The organism is Micromonospora sp. BRA006-A (assembly GCF_033433935.1).
In the GTDB taxonomy this organism is placed as follows: Bacteria; Actinomycetota; Actinomycetes; order Mycobacteriales; family Micromonosporaceae; genus Micromonospora; species Micromonospora aurantiaca.
The window spans coordinates 2,356,418-2,369,848 of sequence record NZ_JANCLW010000001.1; the positions used below are offsets into that span (position 1 = coordinate 2,356,418).

At 74.0% G+C, this 13,431-nt stretch carries 10 protein-coding genes; 5 read left to right on the top strand and 5 right to left on the bottom strand.

Features of this window, described 5'->3' with window-relative positions; genetic code table 11:
• Window positions 1–38 precede the first annotated feature (38 nt).
• The 3 genes from NMK34_RS11245 (at window position 39) to NMK34_RS11255 (ending at window position 4,037) form a co-directional block, all read left to right on the top strand.
• Window positions 39–1,319, top strand: a complete 1,281-nt coding sequence (locus NMK34_RS11245; RefSeq protein ID WP_318336321.1) for an O-antigen ligase family protein — start codon at window positions 39–41, stop codon at window positions 1,317–1,319.
• A 23-nt stretch (window positions 1,320–1,342) separates the two neighbouring features.
• Window positions 1,343–2,641, top strand: coding sequence for an oligosaccharide flippase family protein (locus NMK34_RS11250; protein ID WP_318333336.1), 1,299 nt, complete (start codon window positions 1,343–1,345; stop codon window positions 2,639–2,641).
• 61 nt (window positions 2,642–2,702) lie between these two features.
• Entirely contained in the window at window positions 2,703–4,037 is a 1,335-nt protein-coding gene (locus tag NMK34_RS11255) for a glycosyltransferase (protein WP_318333337.1), read from the top strand.
• Window positions 4,038–4,091: 54 nt separating this feature from the next.
• On the opposite strand, the gene NMK34_RS11260 is transcribed toward NMK34_RS11255, so the two are convergent.
• The 3 genes from NMK34_RS11260 to NMK34_RS11270 are packed head-to-tail and all read right to left on the bottom strand — an operon-like array spanning window position 4,092 to window position 7,647.
• Window positions 4,092–5,312 (bottom strand): glycosyltransferase, encoded by a 1,221-nt coding sequence (locus NMK34_RS11260; RefSeq protein ID WP_318333338.1) that lies wholly within the window; start codon window positions 5,310–5,312, stop codon window positions 4,092–4,094.
• Window positions 5,312–6,520 carry a glycosyltransferase family 4 protein gene (locus NMK34_RS11265; RefSeq protein ID WP_318333339.1) on the bottom strand — a complete coding sequence of 403 codons (1,209 nt, stop codon included), beginning with the start codon at window positions 6,518–6,520 and terminating at the stop codon, window positions 5,312–5,314. The genes NMK34_RS11260 and NMK34_RS11265 overlap by 1 nt, the downstream gene beginning before the upstream one ends.
• Complete coding sequence (locus NMK34_RS11270) at window positions 6,517–7,647, bottom strand: DegT/DnrJ/EryC1/StrS family aminotransferase (protein ID WP_318333340.1); 1,131 nt, start codon at window positions 7,645–7,647, stop codon at window positions 6,517–6,519. Before NMK34_RS11270 ends, NMK34_RS11265 begins: the two co-directional genes overlap by 4 nt.
• 180 nt (window positions 7,648–7,827) lie before the next feature.
• Here NMK34_RS11270 and NMK34_RS11275 point away from each other — a divergent pair, with 180 nt between their 5' ends.
• Window positions 7,828–8,838 carry a DUF389 domain-containing protein gene (locus NMK34_RS11275; RefSeq protein WP_318333341.1) on the top strand — a complete coding sequence of 337 codons (1,011 nt, stop codon included), beginning with the start codon at window positions 7,828–7,830 and terminating at the stop codon, window positions 8,836–8,838.
• On the opposite strand, the gene NMK34_RS11280 is transcribed toward NMK34_RS11275, so the two are convergent.
• Both NMK34_RS11280 and NMK34_RS11285 read right to left on the bottom strand, forming a co-directional pair.
• Window positions 8,801–9,235, bottom strand: a complete 435-nt coding sequence (locus tag NMK34_RS11280; RefSeq protein ID WP_318333342.1) for a hypothetical protein — start codon at window positions 9,233–9,235, stop codon at window positions 8,801–8,803. The two genes, NMK34_RS11275 and NMK34_RS11280, sit on opposite strands and share 38 nt — an antisense overlap.
• A gap of 85 nt (window positions 9,236–9,320) precedes the next feature.
• Window positions 9,321–11,738 (bottom strand): Tex family protein, encoded by a 2,418-nt coding sequence (locus NMK34_RS11285; RefSeq protein WP_318333343.1) that lies wholly within the window; start codon window positions 11,736–11,738, stop codon window positions 9,321–9,323.
• Between the two features lie 210 nt (window positions 11,739–11,948).
• Here NMK34_RS11285 and NMK34_RS11290 point away from each other — a divergent pair, with 210 nt between their 5' ends.
• Window positions 11,949–13,409: a D-glucuronyl C5-epimerase family protein gene (locus tag NMK34_RS11290; RefSeq protein WP_318333344.1), complete on the top strand. Its 1,461-nt coding sequence runs from the start codon at window positions 11,949–11,951 to the stop codon at window positions 13,407–13,409.
• Window positions 13,410–13,431 lie beyond the last annotated feature (22 nt).

The window sequence follows — 13,431 nt, forward strand, 5'->3', positions numbered from 1 at the left end:
CGGGTTCCCAGCTCGGTGCCGCAGGAGGCTCGAACGTGATGGTGATGCAGGACAACCGGCGGTCGTCGGCGATCGGTACGGTTCGCGGCGCCGCCGGGCCCGCCCGGCCGGAGGCACCGGTACGGCGAACAGGTGGTGTCGTCTCGGCGGTGCTGCGCGGCACCGCCGTGGTGCTGCTGCTCAACTTCGACCAGTTCACGCGTGAGGTCGGCCGCGGCTTCCTCATCGCCGCGGTCGTGCTCGCGGTGCCGTTGCTCCTGCACGAGATCCTCCGTCCGTCCTCCCGGGCCCGCACGGTGATCTTCTGGGTTCTGGTGGTCTTCGGTGTCCTCGCGTTGCCGGGCTTCCTGCACCCCCCGGAGACCGACTACGGCCGGCAGAAGTTCCTGCTGCTCCTGACGTTGACGATGTTCGCCACGCTGGCGGTCGCGGTGCTGCGCGGACGACGTGACGTGGAGATGTTCGCCGCCGTGTTCGTGCTGTCCGGGGTGGTGCTCGCGATCGCCACGCTCACCGGCGATCCGCAGGACGGCCGGGCCGACGGCTTCGGCTCCAACCCGATCTGGCTGGCCCGGGCCCTCGGGGGTGCGCTCGTCGCTCTCACCTGGCTCTACCTGCAGAAGCGGGTGGCGGCCTGGTGGGCGGCGGGTCTGGCGGTGCTGCTCGGCCTCGCCCTGTTCGCGACCGGCTCCCGGGGGCCGCTCCTGGCCACCGTGGTCGCCCTCTTCGTTCTGGTGCTGGCGGGGTTCCGCCTCAAGCTCCGGCGGGGTCGGCGCGAGTGGGTCGGCGTGGGCCTGATGGGTGCCCTGGTGCTGGCCGTCATCGCCATGCCGTCGCTGCTGCCGCCCCGGGTGTACGCGCTCCTGGTCGACCCGAGCGAGGAGATGTTCGGCACCGCCCGGGCGGAGATGCGTGAGGTCAGCGTGCCGATGATCGCCGAGCATCCGGGCGGGGTCGGTTACGGCAACTGGTCCGACTACTCCGGCATGTTGGTGCACAACTACCCGCACAACCTCTGGCTGGAGCTGCCGGCCGAAGCGGGCTGGCTGGTGGGCGGGGCCTTCATCCTGGCCACTCTCGTCGTGGCCGCGGGGCTCTGGCGCGCGACCCGGCGTGACCCGGTCGCCGGCTTCGTCCTGGCGGTGCTGGCGTTCAACGTGGTGGCGGTGTCGACGTCCGGTGACGTGAACGCGGGCCGTCCGCTCTTCGCCGCGCTGGCTCTCGGTGTGCTCGTGATGGCCGGTGCGACGCTGCGCACCGGTGTGCCGGTCCGCGCCGGGCGGACGCGGCCGGCCGACCGGCCGGGTGTCCCTGGGTGAGGTGGCGTGCCAGGCGGCTCGCCATGTCGAGCGGGCGGCGCGCAGTGGTGGGCATCGCCGCCGGATCGGCCGGCGGTCAGCTGCTGGCGCTGGCCGCGGCGCCGTTGCTGGCGAGGCTCTACCGCCCTGTCGATTTCGGCGTCCTCGCGGTGGTCGCCGCACTGGTGGTGATCGTGGGCACGGTGGCCGCGCTCCGGTTCGAGATGGCGGTTCCGCTGCCGGAACGGGAGGAGGACGCACGGGCGCTGGTGCGGCTCGGTCTCGCCGCGGCCGCGGGTACGGCGATCCTGGGATCTGTCGTGGTCCTGCTGGTGGGCGACCGGGTGGCCGCCTGGTTCGGTCAGCCCGAGCTGGTCCACTGGCTCTGGGTGGTGCCGCCCTCCGCCGCGGCGATGGGTGTCGTCCTGGTGCTCAACCAGTTCGCGGTGCGGAACCGTCGTTACGGCGTGATCGGCCGGCGCAACCTCCTGCAGTCCCTGGCGGTCGTGGTCACCCAGGTCGGGGCGGGGGTGGCGGGGCTCCGTCCCGGTGGCCTGGCGCTCGGCTTCGGGTTCGGTCAGGTCGCGGCCGCCGCGGTCCTGCTCCGGGGCACCGGGGAACGCGACGCGACCGCCCGGACGCCTCGGCGGCGGCCCCGCCTGCTGGCCGTGGCGCGCCGCTACCGGCGGTTTCCCTTCCTGCTGGCTCCGTCCGGCCTGCTCAACATCCTCGGCACGCAGTTGCCGGTGCTGCTCATCGCCTACTGGTACGGCTCGGCGGTGGCCGGCTGGCTGGGACTGACCCAGCGGATGATCGCCATGCCCGCCGCGCTCGTGGCGTCCGCGGTGGCGCAGGTCTACCTGGGGGAGATCGCGCGGATCGCGCGGGAGCAGCCGCGGGTCGGCCGGCGCGTCTTCCTGGACGCCAGCCGGAAGCTCGCAGTGATCGCGGGTCCCGGCGCGCTCCTCGTCGTGGTCGCCGCGCCCACGGCCTTCAGCCTGGTATTCGGCGCGCAGTGGCACAGCAGCGGCGCCTACGCCCAGGCCCTGGCCGTCTTCATGGCGGCTCAGCTCGTCGTCTCGCCACTGTCGCAGACGCTCGTCGTGTTCGAACGCCAGGCTCTCCAGCTCGTCTGGGACGCGGGCCGGGTCGTGGTGGTGGCCGGTGCCGTCTCGGTGGTGGCGCTGGCCGGCGGGTCACCGCTGACCGCGGTGTGGGCGTTCGGGGTATCCGGCGCGCTGGCGTACGGGGTCGGGTGGCTGATGTCGCTACGCGTCGTGACGGCGGCCGGACGCGACCACGGCCGTCCTCGTCCCGCGCCGCGACTCGTTCCGCAGAGCTGAGGCTGCCCTCCCGCGCTCCTCGTCGTCATGTCCCGCACCGGAAGGAATGGTTTACCCCGTTATGACGAACGACCCTTACCCGGAGCCGGCTCCGCGCCTGCTGATCGTCTCGTACCACTTCCCGCCGGCGGAGACCGTCGGTGCCCGCCGCCCCGCCGCTCTCGCGGCGTACGCGACGCGGCAGGGGTGGGACGTCCGGGTGCTCACCGCCGTCGGCGCCGACCAGGGCGGAGTTCCCGTCCCGGTGCCCGAGGACCGGCTGATCCGGATCGCACCGGCACCGCGGCTTCCCCGGCCCGGGGGCAGCGGGCACGGCCCGGCGGCGGGCGGCCCGGCGCCCGTGCGTTCCCGGCTCGGCCGGATCCGCGCGGGTGCCCGACGGCGGCTGGTCAGGGCCGGCATGGAACTGTTGCTGCCGGACCCGCAGCTCAACTGGATCCGGCCGCCGGTGCGCGACTTCGACAGGTTCGCGGCGGGCTGGCGCCCGGACGTCATCCTCGTGTCCGGCCCGCCCTTCTCCGGGTTCGTCGTGGCCGCGACGCTCGCCCGGCGGTTCCGGGTGCCCTGGGTCGCGGACTACCGGGACCTGTGGTCCGTCGGCAACGACCACTGGGTACGGACGCCGCTGCGCCGAGCCGTCGACGAGCGGCTGGAACGCCGGGTGCTGCGTACCGTGGCGGCGTGCGTGACGATCTCGGAGCCGCTGGCCGAGACGATCCGCCGCACGTTCGGGGTCCGGACGCACGTGGTCATGAACGGCATCGACCGCCGGCCCGCACCCGCGGCCCCGGCCGGTGTCGAGGCGCCGTCCGGCACACTCACGCTCGCGCACACCGGTTACATCTATCCGGGCAAGCGTGACCCCGGTCCTCTCCTCGACGCGATCGCCCTGCTCGGGCCGGACGCCGCGAAGGTGCATGTGATCTTCGCGGGGGAGGACCACGGCATCGTCCGCGCCGCCGCCGAACGAGCCGGCGTGACCGACTCCGTCACCCTCCTCGGCCAGGTCTCGCCGGAGAAGTCGTGGCGGATCCAGGCGGACGCGGACGCGCTCGTGCTGCTCATGTGGAACGACCCCCGGGACGCCGGCACGATGACCGGCAAGATCTTCGACTACCTCCAGGCCCGCCGACCCGTCCTCCTGCTCGGCTTCGCGGACGGCGTGGCCGCACGCCTGCTGCGCGATCGCGGCGCGGGTGTCGTGGCGAACGATCCGGCCGCGATCGCGGCCCGGCTGCGGGAGTGGCTGGCCGTGAAGGATCGGACCGGACGGGTGCCGGCGGTGCCGGCGACCGCGCTCGACGGACTGTTCCGTGGGGACCAGCTCGGCCGCTACCTCGACATCCTCCGAGGCGTGACCCGGGGGGACGTGCGTCCGGGACACCCCGTGCACTGAGCGGTCCCGGCCGCAAGGCGCCGGCGCACCTCGACGGTGCGCCGGCGCCGTACGTCAGCGTCCGGACCGCAGGGCGACCGGTGACCGCCGGCCCGGCCGGCCGGCGGCGACCTCGGCGACGGTCCGGTAGAACGACGCCCGGCGGGCGTCGAGCGTCTCGGCGGAGAAGTCACGGGCCCGGCGGAGGTTGCGGGCCGAGGACTCCGCCAGCCGGTCCGGGGCGGCGAGCATCGCGGTGACGGTGGTGGCGAGAGCGGCCGGGTCGTCGGGCGGCACCAGGCAGTCCGGTTCGAGCAGCTCCGGGATGCCGCCGGCGGTCGAACCCACGGCCGGGAGCGCCCTGGCCATCGCCTCGATGAGCGCCCGGGGCAGACCTTCGGTGCGCGACGGCATCACGAACAGGTCCGCCGAGTCCAGCGTCCGGCGGACCGCCTCGGCGTCGGGGAGAGGGCCGGTGAAGCTCACCCGGCCGGCCACGCCCGACCGGGCGGCCAACTGCTCCAGGTGGGGCCGGTAGGCGCCCACGCCGACGTGCACGAGCCGGGCCCGCGGCCCGTCGGCGGGCATCAGCGCCAGCGCGGAGATGAGCGTGTCGATGCCCTTGTAGAGCTGTTCGAGCGAGCCGACCGACACCAGCGTCGGCTCCGCCGGCGGTTGCCGGAGCGGCCGGGCGTGCGGGACGAACGCCGCGGGTGGCAGGTCGACGCTGGAGATGCCCGCCGTCGGCGTGGTCGGCAGCGTCGGGTACCGCAGTTGCAGGCGCCGTTCCGTCTCGTACGCCACCGCGGCGGCCTCCCGGCACTGCCTGCGCAGCGTTCGGGTGGACAGCGTCCGCAGCAGGGGCCGCAGCGGATGCCGGACGACCCCCGGGGCGAGCACGTCGTACGGATCGCCGATCACCTCGAGCGCGTACGGGAGGCGGGCCCGGCTGCGTGCCCGGGCCAGAAGCGCGCCGATCGGCGACGGCACCCGGAGCACCACGGCGTCCCGGGGCGCCGCGGCGGCGGTCACCGCTTCGGCGAGCGCCCGACGGCCGAGCAGGTAACCCCGTGGCCCCACGTAGTACGGCAGTGCCCAGACCTCGACGCCGTCCCCGTCGACCCGGGAGGCGGCCGCCGGCCGCTGCGCGACGTCCCGGACCCGGGCGGCGACGCGGACGCGGTCGAAGGCGACCAGGTACCGCCGCCAGATCGTGTGGTCCGGGCCGGCCTCGACCCACACCGCACCGTCCGGGGTCCGGCTGAAGCGCGACTCCGACGTCACGACGACCCGCATCAGGATCTCCCGCCGGTCCGGCAGGTGGCCTCCACCACGTCGGCCACGGCGGCGGCGGCCACCGTGTCGTCGAAGTGCCGCAGGGCGAACTGCTGGGCCCGCTCACCCCGCAGGCGGAGCCGGCCGTCGGTGAACTCCCGGTGGGCGTTCCGCAGCGCGGCGACCAGCGCCGGCACGTCGTTGCGCGGCACCACCCACCCGGTCGTCTCGTCGACGGTCTCGGGCAGGCCGCCGGCGTCGCTGACGACGCTGGGCACCCCGGAGGCTCCCGCCTCGCAGGCCGCGCCGTGCCCCTCGGAGAGGGAGGGGCTGACGCTCAGGTCGGCGGCCCGGTAACAGTCCCGCACGTCCGACACCGACGTCAACCACGTCACGCTCGGATCCCGGTCGACCTCGAAGCGCCGGATCAGCTCGCGCCGGTGTGTCTCGCCGGCCGGGGAGAAGCCGGCGCCCACCAGGAGCAGCCGGGCGTCCGGGTGGTCGGCGCGGAACTCCCGCCAGGCCGCCAGCAGCACGTCGTGGCCCTTGATGCCGCGGCCCTTGTGGACCAGTCGGCGCGGCGGATAGACGTAGGCGACCATGATGACGACGAACGCGTCCTCCTCGATGCCGAGTTCGGCGCGCGCCTTGGCGCGCACCTCCCGCCGGCCGGCCGAGCCCTCGAGTTCGGCGAAGTGCGCGGCCCGGGCGCCGTAGGTGACGACCGGACGCCGGGGCGCGGGACACCCGAGTGCGCCGTAGAGGCCGGAGGTGTGGCCGGTGCCGCAGATGGTGACGTGGTCGAGCCGCCACAACGCCCGCTCCACGATCTTGATCAGCGGAGACTCGAGGTAGAGCGGCCCGGCCACCATGTGGACGCGGCGCAGCGGCAGGCGCAGGCTCGCGAAGCGGGCGGCGAGCGCGGACGCGTACAGGTGGTACTTGAGGGCGTCCGGGCGGAGCCGGCTGATCAGGCGGCGGAGCCGCCACAGGTCCCGCAGCGTCGACGGGCGCGGCCGGAAGCGGAAGTCGAACGGCGAGTCGTGCACCTCGACGCCGCGCTGCCGGAGTTCCCCGGTCAGGCGCCCGGTCGCGCGCGGCAGGATCGCGACGACCTGGTGCCCGCGGCGGCGGAGTTCCTCGACCTGGGGGAGGATCCAGAGCCCGCCCTGGTCGGTCTTCAGCAGGACGGCGATCCGCAGCGGACGCGCGCCCGCGCCGGCCGTCACCGGGCGTCCAGGAACTGCTCGACGGCACCGATGACCCGCGCCGCCCGGTCGTCGTCCAGGGCGGAACCGCTGGGCAGGGTGAGACCCTGGGCGAACAGCCGGTCCGCGGCGCCCGTGACGACCGACCGGCACCCGGCGAAGACCGGCTGCCGGTGCATCGGCTTCCACACGTGCCGGGTCTCGATGTCGCGGGCGGCCAGGTGCGCCCCGAGGTCCGCCGCCGGCCACCCGGTCCGCTCGGGGTCGACCACGATGCTGGTCAGCCAGCAGTTCGAGCCCTCGTCCCCGTCGCCGAGCAGCCGGACGCCGGGGACGCCGGAGAACAGCTTGGCGTACCGCTCGCGGAGCATCCGGCGGCGCCGCATCATCCCGTCCAGCCGGTGCAGCTGCGCCCGGCCCAGGGCTGCGAGCAGGTTGCTGAGCCGGTAGTTGTAACCCACGTCGACGTGTTCGTAGTGCGGCACGGGTTCGCGTGCCTGGGTCGCCAGGTGTCGGCAGCGGGCGAGCAACGCCTCGTCGTCGGAGAGCAGCATCCCTCCGCCGGACGTTGTGATGATCTTGTTGCCGTTGAACGACAGCGCGTTGAGCCGCCCGAAGGAGGCGGCCGGACGCCCGCGGTAGGTCGCGCCCAGCGCCTGCGCGGCGTCCTCGACGACCGGCACACCCGCCGCCTCGCACACCGGCAGCAGTGCGTCGTAGTCGGCGCAGGTGCCGAACATGTCCGCGATCAGCACCGCGGCGACCTTCTCGCCGGCCCGGCCCAGCCGGTCGAGCATCTCGGCGAGCGCGGTCACGTCCATGTTGCCGGTCGCCGGGTCGCAGTCGACGAAGACCGGTTCGGCACCCGTGTAGACGGCGGCGTTCGCGGTCGCCGCGAAGGTCATGGTCGGCGCCACCACCACGCTTCCCGGCCCGGCCCCCAGGGCGAGCAGGGCCAGGTGCAGCGCGGACGTACCGGAGTTCAGGGCCAGCGCGTGAGCCGCCCCGACACGCTGCGCGACCTCCCGCTCGAACGCCTCCACCTCGGGGCCGAGCGGCGCGACCCAGCCCGAGCGGATCGCGCGGAGCACGTAGGACTCCTCCAGGGGCCCGACATCGGGCGGGGACAGGTAGATCCGGCCGGTCATCGAGCCTCCGTCCCGGCGGTGGGATCACAGTCGTGGCATCGAAGGGTCACGGACGGTAAAACGGACGACCTGCCGAGGGGTGATGGCGTACGCCGGGTTCGTGCCGAAAAGCACACGATCGGGCCGGGGCCGAGTAGAGTTCGGCGGCCCCGCCCGGAATTGACGAGCCAGGAGCCCCGAGTGCTGCACCTGAGGGTGATCGCGCCGAGTGACCAGTCGTCGGCGGTCGTGGAACTGCTGGCCGCCGATCCCGGCGTCACGCACCTCGTGGTGCTGCCCGGCGCCGCCCGCCAGCCCGCGGGTGACTACGTCACCTGCGACGTCGTCCGGGAGAGCGCCGACGGCGTGCTGAGCCGGCTCCAGGAGCTGGGTGTCGAGGCGCACGGGGCGATCGCGGCCGACGACGTGGAGCTGACGCTGTCCGAGGCGGCCGACCGGGCCGCCGAGGAGGCGCCGGGGCACGGCGAGGACGCCGTGGTCTGGGACGAGATCGCCGCGAAGACCGGCGAGCAGACGGTGCTCACCGGCACGTTCCTCGCCCTGATCGTGGTGGCCACCATGATCGCCGGCATCGGCGTGCTGCTCGACCAGCCGATCCTGATCGTCGGCGCGATGGTGGTCGGCCCCGAGTTCGGTCCGCTCGCCGCGCTCTGCGTGGCGCTGCTGCGACGGCAGCCGCGCGTGGCCGGCCGCTCGGTGCAGGCCCTGACCGTCGGCTTCCTGGTCGCCATGGCGGCGACCGTGCTGAGCACCTGGGCGCTCACCGCCGCCGGCCTGGTCGGCCGGGACATGCTGCTGGCCGAGCGGCCGCTGACCGACTTCATCTGGCGCCCGGACGCGTTGTCCTGGGTGGTGGGCCTGCTCGCCGGCATCGCCGGCATGCTGTCACTGACGTCGAAGAAGTCCGGCTCGCTCGTGGGCGTGCTGATCTCGGTGACCACCGTGCCGGCGGCGGCGAACGTGGCCGTGGCGTCCGCGTACGGCGTGTGGCACGAGGCGGCCGGCTCGGCCCTCCAACTGGTGATCAACCTGGCCGCGATCGTGCTCGCCGGGCTGCTCACGCTCGTGGTGCAGCTGTGCTGGTGGCGGCACGTCGCCCGGCGTGCCGCGCGTCCGGTGCCGCGGCAGCGGGCCGATCAGCGGCCGGCCGCCCTCAGCGCCAGTCGTCGCCCGCGTCGAGGCGCCGGCTGAGCAGCGTCGCCAGCGGCACCGACTCGCCGTCGCGCCCGCCCCGGCCGACCACCAGCGGTGGTGCGCTGGGCCGCGGGTCGGCCCCGAACAGCCGCGCGCGCAGGCCGGGCGTCACGGTGAGCAGGTAGAAGCGCCCGTCGGTGTCCACCGCGCGGCTGTGCGCCCGGTCCACGTACCACCCGGTCAGTCGGGTGCGGTAACGCCCGCGCCCGTCGTGGCCGGTCGCGGTCAGCCGGTCGGTGCGCAGCCCGCGCCGCAGCGCCTCGGCGGCGAACCGGGCCACCAGTTCCGTGGCCTCCGCCTGCTCCGCGGCGCGTTCCCGGGCAGCGGCCTCCGCGTGCGCCCGCACCGCGTGGCGTCGTCGTTCCCGCCACCGCTCGTCGTCCTCGCCACCCACGACCGCGAGGGTACGCGCGCCGCGCGCACGGCGCGCTGCCGAGCTGAGTCGTCGGTGACGTCAGCTCGACAGCGCGCCCGGGAGATCAGGCCAGCCCGGCGCGGCGCAGCGCCTCGGCCATGGCGTCGTTGAGCGGGGCGGAACCGCCGCCACCGCGCCCCGGCCGCTGCTGCTGGCCGCCGCGCGACGCGCCCCGATCACCCCGCTGGCCACCGCCGCCCTGACCGCCCCGGCCCTGGCCGCCGCCCTGACCGCCCCGGCCTTGGCCGCCGCCCTGGCCGCCCCGGCCCTGGCCGCCGCCCGCCGGGCGCCCGCCGCCGGCCGGCGCCTCGTCGTCCAGCCGCAGCGTCAGCGAGATCCGCTTGCGGGGCACGTCCACGTCGAGCACCCGGACCTTGACCACGTCGCCGGACTTCACCACGTCGCGCGGATCCTTCACGAAGGTGTGCGACATGGCCGAGACGTGCACCAGGCCGTCCTGGTGCACGCCCACGTCGACGAACGCGCCGAACGCGGCCACGTTCGTCACCACGCCCTCCAGCACCATGCCCGGCGTCAGGTCACCGATCTTCTCCACGCCCTCGACGAACGTCGCGGTGCGGAACTCCGGGCGCGGGTCACGGCCCGGCTTCTCCAGCTCGGCCAGGATGTCGGTGACGGTGGGCAGGCCGAACGTCTCGTCGACGAAGTCGGTCGCGCGCAGGCCGCGCAGGATGGCCGACTTCCCGATCAGGCCGCGCAGGTCCTGCCCGGTGGAGGAGAGGATGCGGCGCACCACCGGGTACGACTCCGGGTGCACGCTGGAGGAGTCGAGCGGGTCGTCGCCGCCGGGGATGCGCAGGAAGCCGGCGCACTGCTCGAACGCCTTCGGCCCGAGCCGGGGCACCTTCTTCAACTCGGCGCGGGTGCGGAACGGCCCGTTGGCGTCGCGGTGCAGCACGATGTTCTCGGCCAGCCCGGCGCCGATGCCGGAGACCCGGGTGAGCAGCGGCGCGGAGGCGGTGTTGACGTCCACGCCGACCGCGTTGACGCAGTCCTCGACGACCGCGTCGAGCGAGCGGGACAGCTTCACCTCGGACAGGTCGTGCTGGTACTGCCCGACGCCGATCGACCGCGGGTCGATCTTCACCAGTTCGGCCAGCGGGTCCTGGAGGCGGCGGGCGATCGACACCGCGCCGCGCAGCGAGACGTCCAGGCCGGGCAGCTCCTGCGAGGCGTACGCCGAAGCGGAGTAGACCGACGCGCCGGCCTCGGAGACCACCACCTTGGTCAGCTTCAGCTCCGGGTGCCGCTTGATCAGGTCTGCGGCGAGCTTGTCGGTCTCCCGGCTGGCGGTGCCGTTGCCGATCGCGACCAGTTCGACGCCGTGCGCGGCGGCGAGCGTGGCGAGCGTGTGCAGCGATGCGTCCCACTGCCGGCGCGGCTCGTGCGGGTAGATCGTGTCGGTAGCGACCACCTTGCCGGTGGCGTCGACCACCGCGACCTTCACACCGGTCCGCAGGCCCGGGTCGAGGCCCATCGTCGTCCGCGCCCCGGCCGGCGCGGCCAGCAGCAGGTCACGCAGGTTGGTGGCGAAGACCCGCACGGCCTCCTCCTCGGCCACCTGCCACAGCCGCATCCGCAGGTCCGCGCCGAGGTGGATGAGGATCCGGGTACGCCAGGCCCAGCGCACCGTGTCGGCCAGCCACTTGTCGGCGGGCCGTCCCTGGTCGCTGATGCCGAAGCGTCCGGCCACGGCGGCCTCGTAGCGGCTCGGTCCGGTCGCCGCGTCGGCGTCGCCCTCGGGGTCCATGGTCAGCTCCAGCACGCCCTCCTTCTCGCCCCGGAACATGGCGAGGATGCGGTGCGAGGGCAGCTTCGGGTACGGCTCGGCGAAGTCGAAGTAGTCGGCGAACTTCGCGCCGGCGGTCTCCTGGCCGTCGCGTACCCGGGAGACCAGCCGGCCCCGCGACCACATCTGTTCGCGCAGCGTGCCGATCAGGTCGGCGTCCTCCGCGAAGCGCTCGATCAGGATGGCCCGCGCACCGTCCAGGGCGGCCGCGGCGTCCGCGACGCCCTTGTCCGGGTCGGCGAACCCGGCGGCGACCGTCTTCGGGTCCTGCGCCGGGTCGGCCAGGAGCGTGTCCGCGAGCGGCTCCAGCCCGGCCTCGCGGGCGATCTGCGCGCGGGTGCGCCGCTTCGGCTTGTAGGGCAGGTAGATGTCCTCCAGGCGGGACTTGGAGTCGGCGGCGAGGATCTGCGCCTCCAGCGCCTCGTCGAGCTTGCCCTGGCTCCGGATCGACTCCAGCACCGCCGCGCGCCGCTCGTCCAGCTCGCGCAGGTAGCGCAGCCGCTCCTCCAGCGTGCGCAGCTGCGCGTCGTCGAGCAGGCCGGTGGCCTCCTTGCGGTAGCGGGCGATGAACGGCACTGTGGCGCCGCCGTCGAGCAGCTCGACTGCCGCCCGCACCTGCCGTTCGGCGACGCCGAGTTCCTCGGCGATGCGCTGGTGCACTGACTGGGTCACGATCTGATCCGCCTTCTCGGGTGGGTTCCCGTGCATTCTGCCGTCCCGGCCCGCGACCGGCGTCCGCGCCCGCCCTCGCCCGCCGGTGCGTCGGTAACAGTCACGAGGTTTCATGTTATGTGCGTCTATTCCACGCATGATGAAAGGAGGCTGGCAAAAGCGACATGCGGTTGCTGGGATGGGAGGACACTCCCGACCTTTGGAGGTCCCATGAGGATCCGGCTGTCCTGGCGCGCGTGGGTGGCGGCGGTGCTCGCCGTCGGCCTGACGGGGACGCCGGTGACCGGCGCGGCGGCCGCCACCGCACTCCCCGGGCGGAGCGCGACGCTCACCGCGTACGCCCGGGACGGCTACCTGCCGCGCCTGCTGCCCGGATCGGTCTCACCGACCTCGCGGCGGACGACCGTCCCCCGTACCGACCCGTTGCCGCACGACGCCTCCGGCGTGCGGCTGTTCACCTGGCAGGGCGTCCTCTACGACCACCCGGTGGTGCAGGCCGACTGGGGACTGGACAACCTCAACGCCTACCAGGTCACCGGCGACCGGTTCTTCCTCGACCGGGCGATCGCGCAGGCGCGGCGGAACCTGGACCGCAAGGTGGAGTCCCGCGGCGCGTGGTGGTACTCGTACCCGTTCGACCTGCCCCGGTGCACCGGGCTGGTGCTCCAGGCGCCCTGGTACAGCGCCATGGCCCAGGGGGAGCTGCTCAGTCTGTTCGTCCGGCTGTACGAGGTGACCGGCGACGCCACCTGGCGTACGGCGGCGGACCGCACGTTCCTCAGCCTCACGCTCGGACCGCAGCTCGGGGTGCCCTGGGTGAGCTGGACCGACACGGATGGCTACCTGTGGCTGGAGGAGTACCCGGACAGTCCGGGTGTGCGCGGGGAACGGGTCCTCAACGGCATGATCTACGCGTTCTATGGCGTGTACGACTACTGGCGGATCACCTGGGACAGCCGGGCGGTGAGCCTGATGGACGGGACGGCCACCACGGTGCGGCGCTACGTGCCGGCCACGCTGCGCGTCCCGCAGTGGGCCAGCCGGTACTCGGTCGGCTGCGCCCGGTCCTACCCGAGCTACCACCAGGTGCACACCCAGCAGATGCTGGCGCTGCACCAGCTCACCCACGCCGGAGTGTTCGCCGCGTACGCCGACGTGCTGCGCGCCGACTACCCGTACCCGCCTGTCGACGGCATCGTGTGGTTCGGTCCCGGCTCCCATGTCGCCTACCAGTTCGACGCCGCCGGCCGGGTCGTCGCGCAGAAGTCGATCAACCTGATCCGGTTCTCCACCGCCACCGCCGACCAGCGGGTACGGGTGACCGGCCGGGGCGTGCACTACCGCATGGCGAACGGGGTGTTCGCCGGCATGTTCGTGGCGGAGGACGCGCAGAACCGGTGGCTCGCCGGGAAGGTCGTGGAGCACACGTACGCGCCCACCCGGCTGCTGACCGTCGAGCCCGGGACCTACACCGGCTACGCGTACGACAGCAGGTGGCAGGTCGTCGGGTCCAAGACCGTCACCTTCCCGCGCGCCTCGGGCGCGTTCATCAGCGCCAGCGCCTGGGTGAACGGGCGCCTGAGCTACCAGGTCACCGCCGGTACCTACCTCGGCTACTGGCTGCCGGCGGCACCCGGTCTGGTGCTGGGGGACGCGCCCCCGCTGGCCTAGGCACAGGTCGCGCCCCGCCGGC

Bases quoted from the DNA above. Each gene is read 5' to 3' on its own strand.
- NMK34_RS11245 (WP_318336321.1), top strand. From the start codon at position 39: ATGGTGATGCAGGACAACCGGCGGTCGTCGGCGATCGGTACGGTTCGC.
- NMK34_RS11250 (WP_318333336.1), top strand. From the start codon at position 1,343: ATGTCGAGCGGGCGGCGCGCAGTGGTGGGCATCGCCGCCGGATCGGCC.
- NMK34_RS11255 (WP_318333337.1), top strand. From the start codon at position 2,703: ATGACGAACGACCCTTACCCGGAGCCGGCTCCGCGCCTGCTGATCGTC.
- NMK34_RS11260 (WP_318333338.1), bottom strand. From the start codon at position 5,312: ATGCGGGTCGTCGTGACGTCGGAGTCGCGCTTCAGCCGGACCCCGGAC.
- NMK34_RS11270 (WP_318333340.1), bottom strand. From the start codon at position 7,647: ATGACCGGCCGGATCTACCTGTCCCCGCCCGATGTCGGGCCCCTGGAG.
- NMK34_RS11290 (WP_318333344.1), top strand. From the start codon at position 11,949: ATGAGGATCCGGCTGTCCTGGCGCGCGTGGGTGGCGGCGGTGCTCGCC.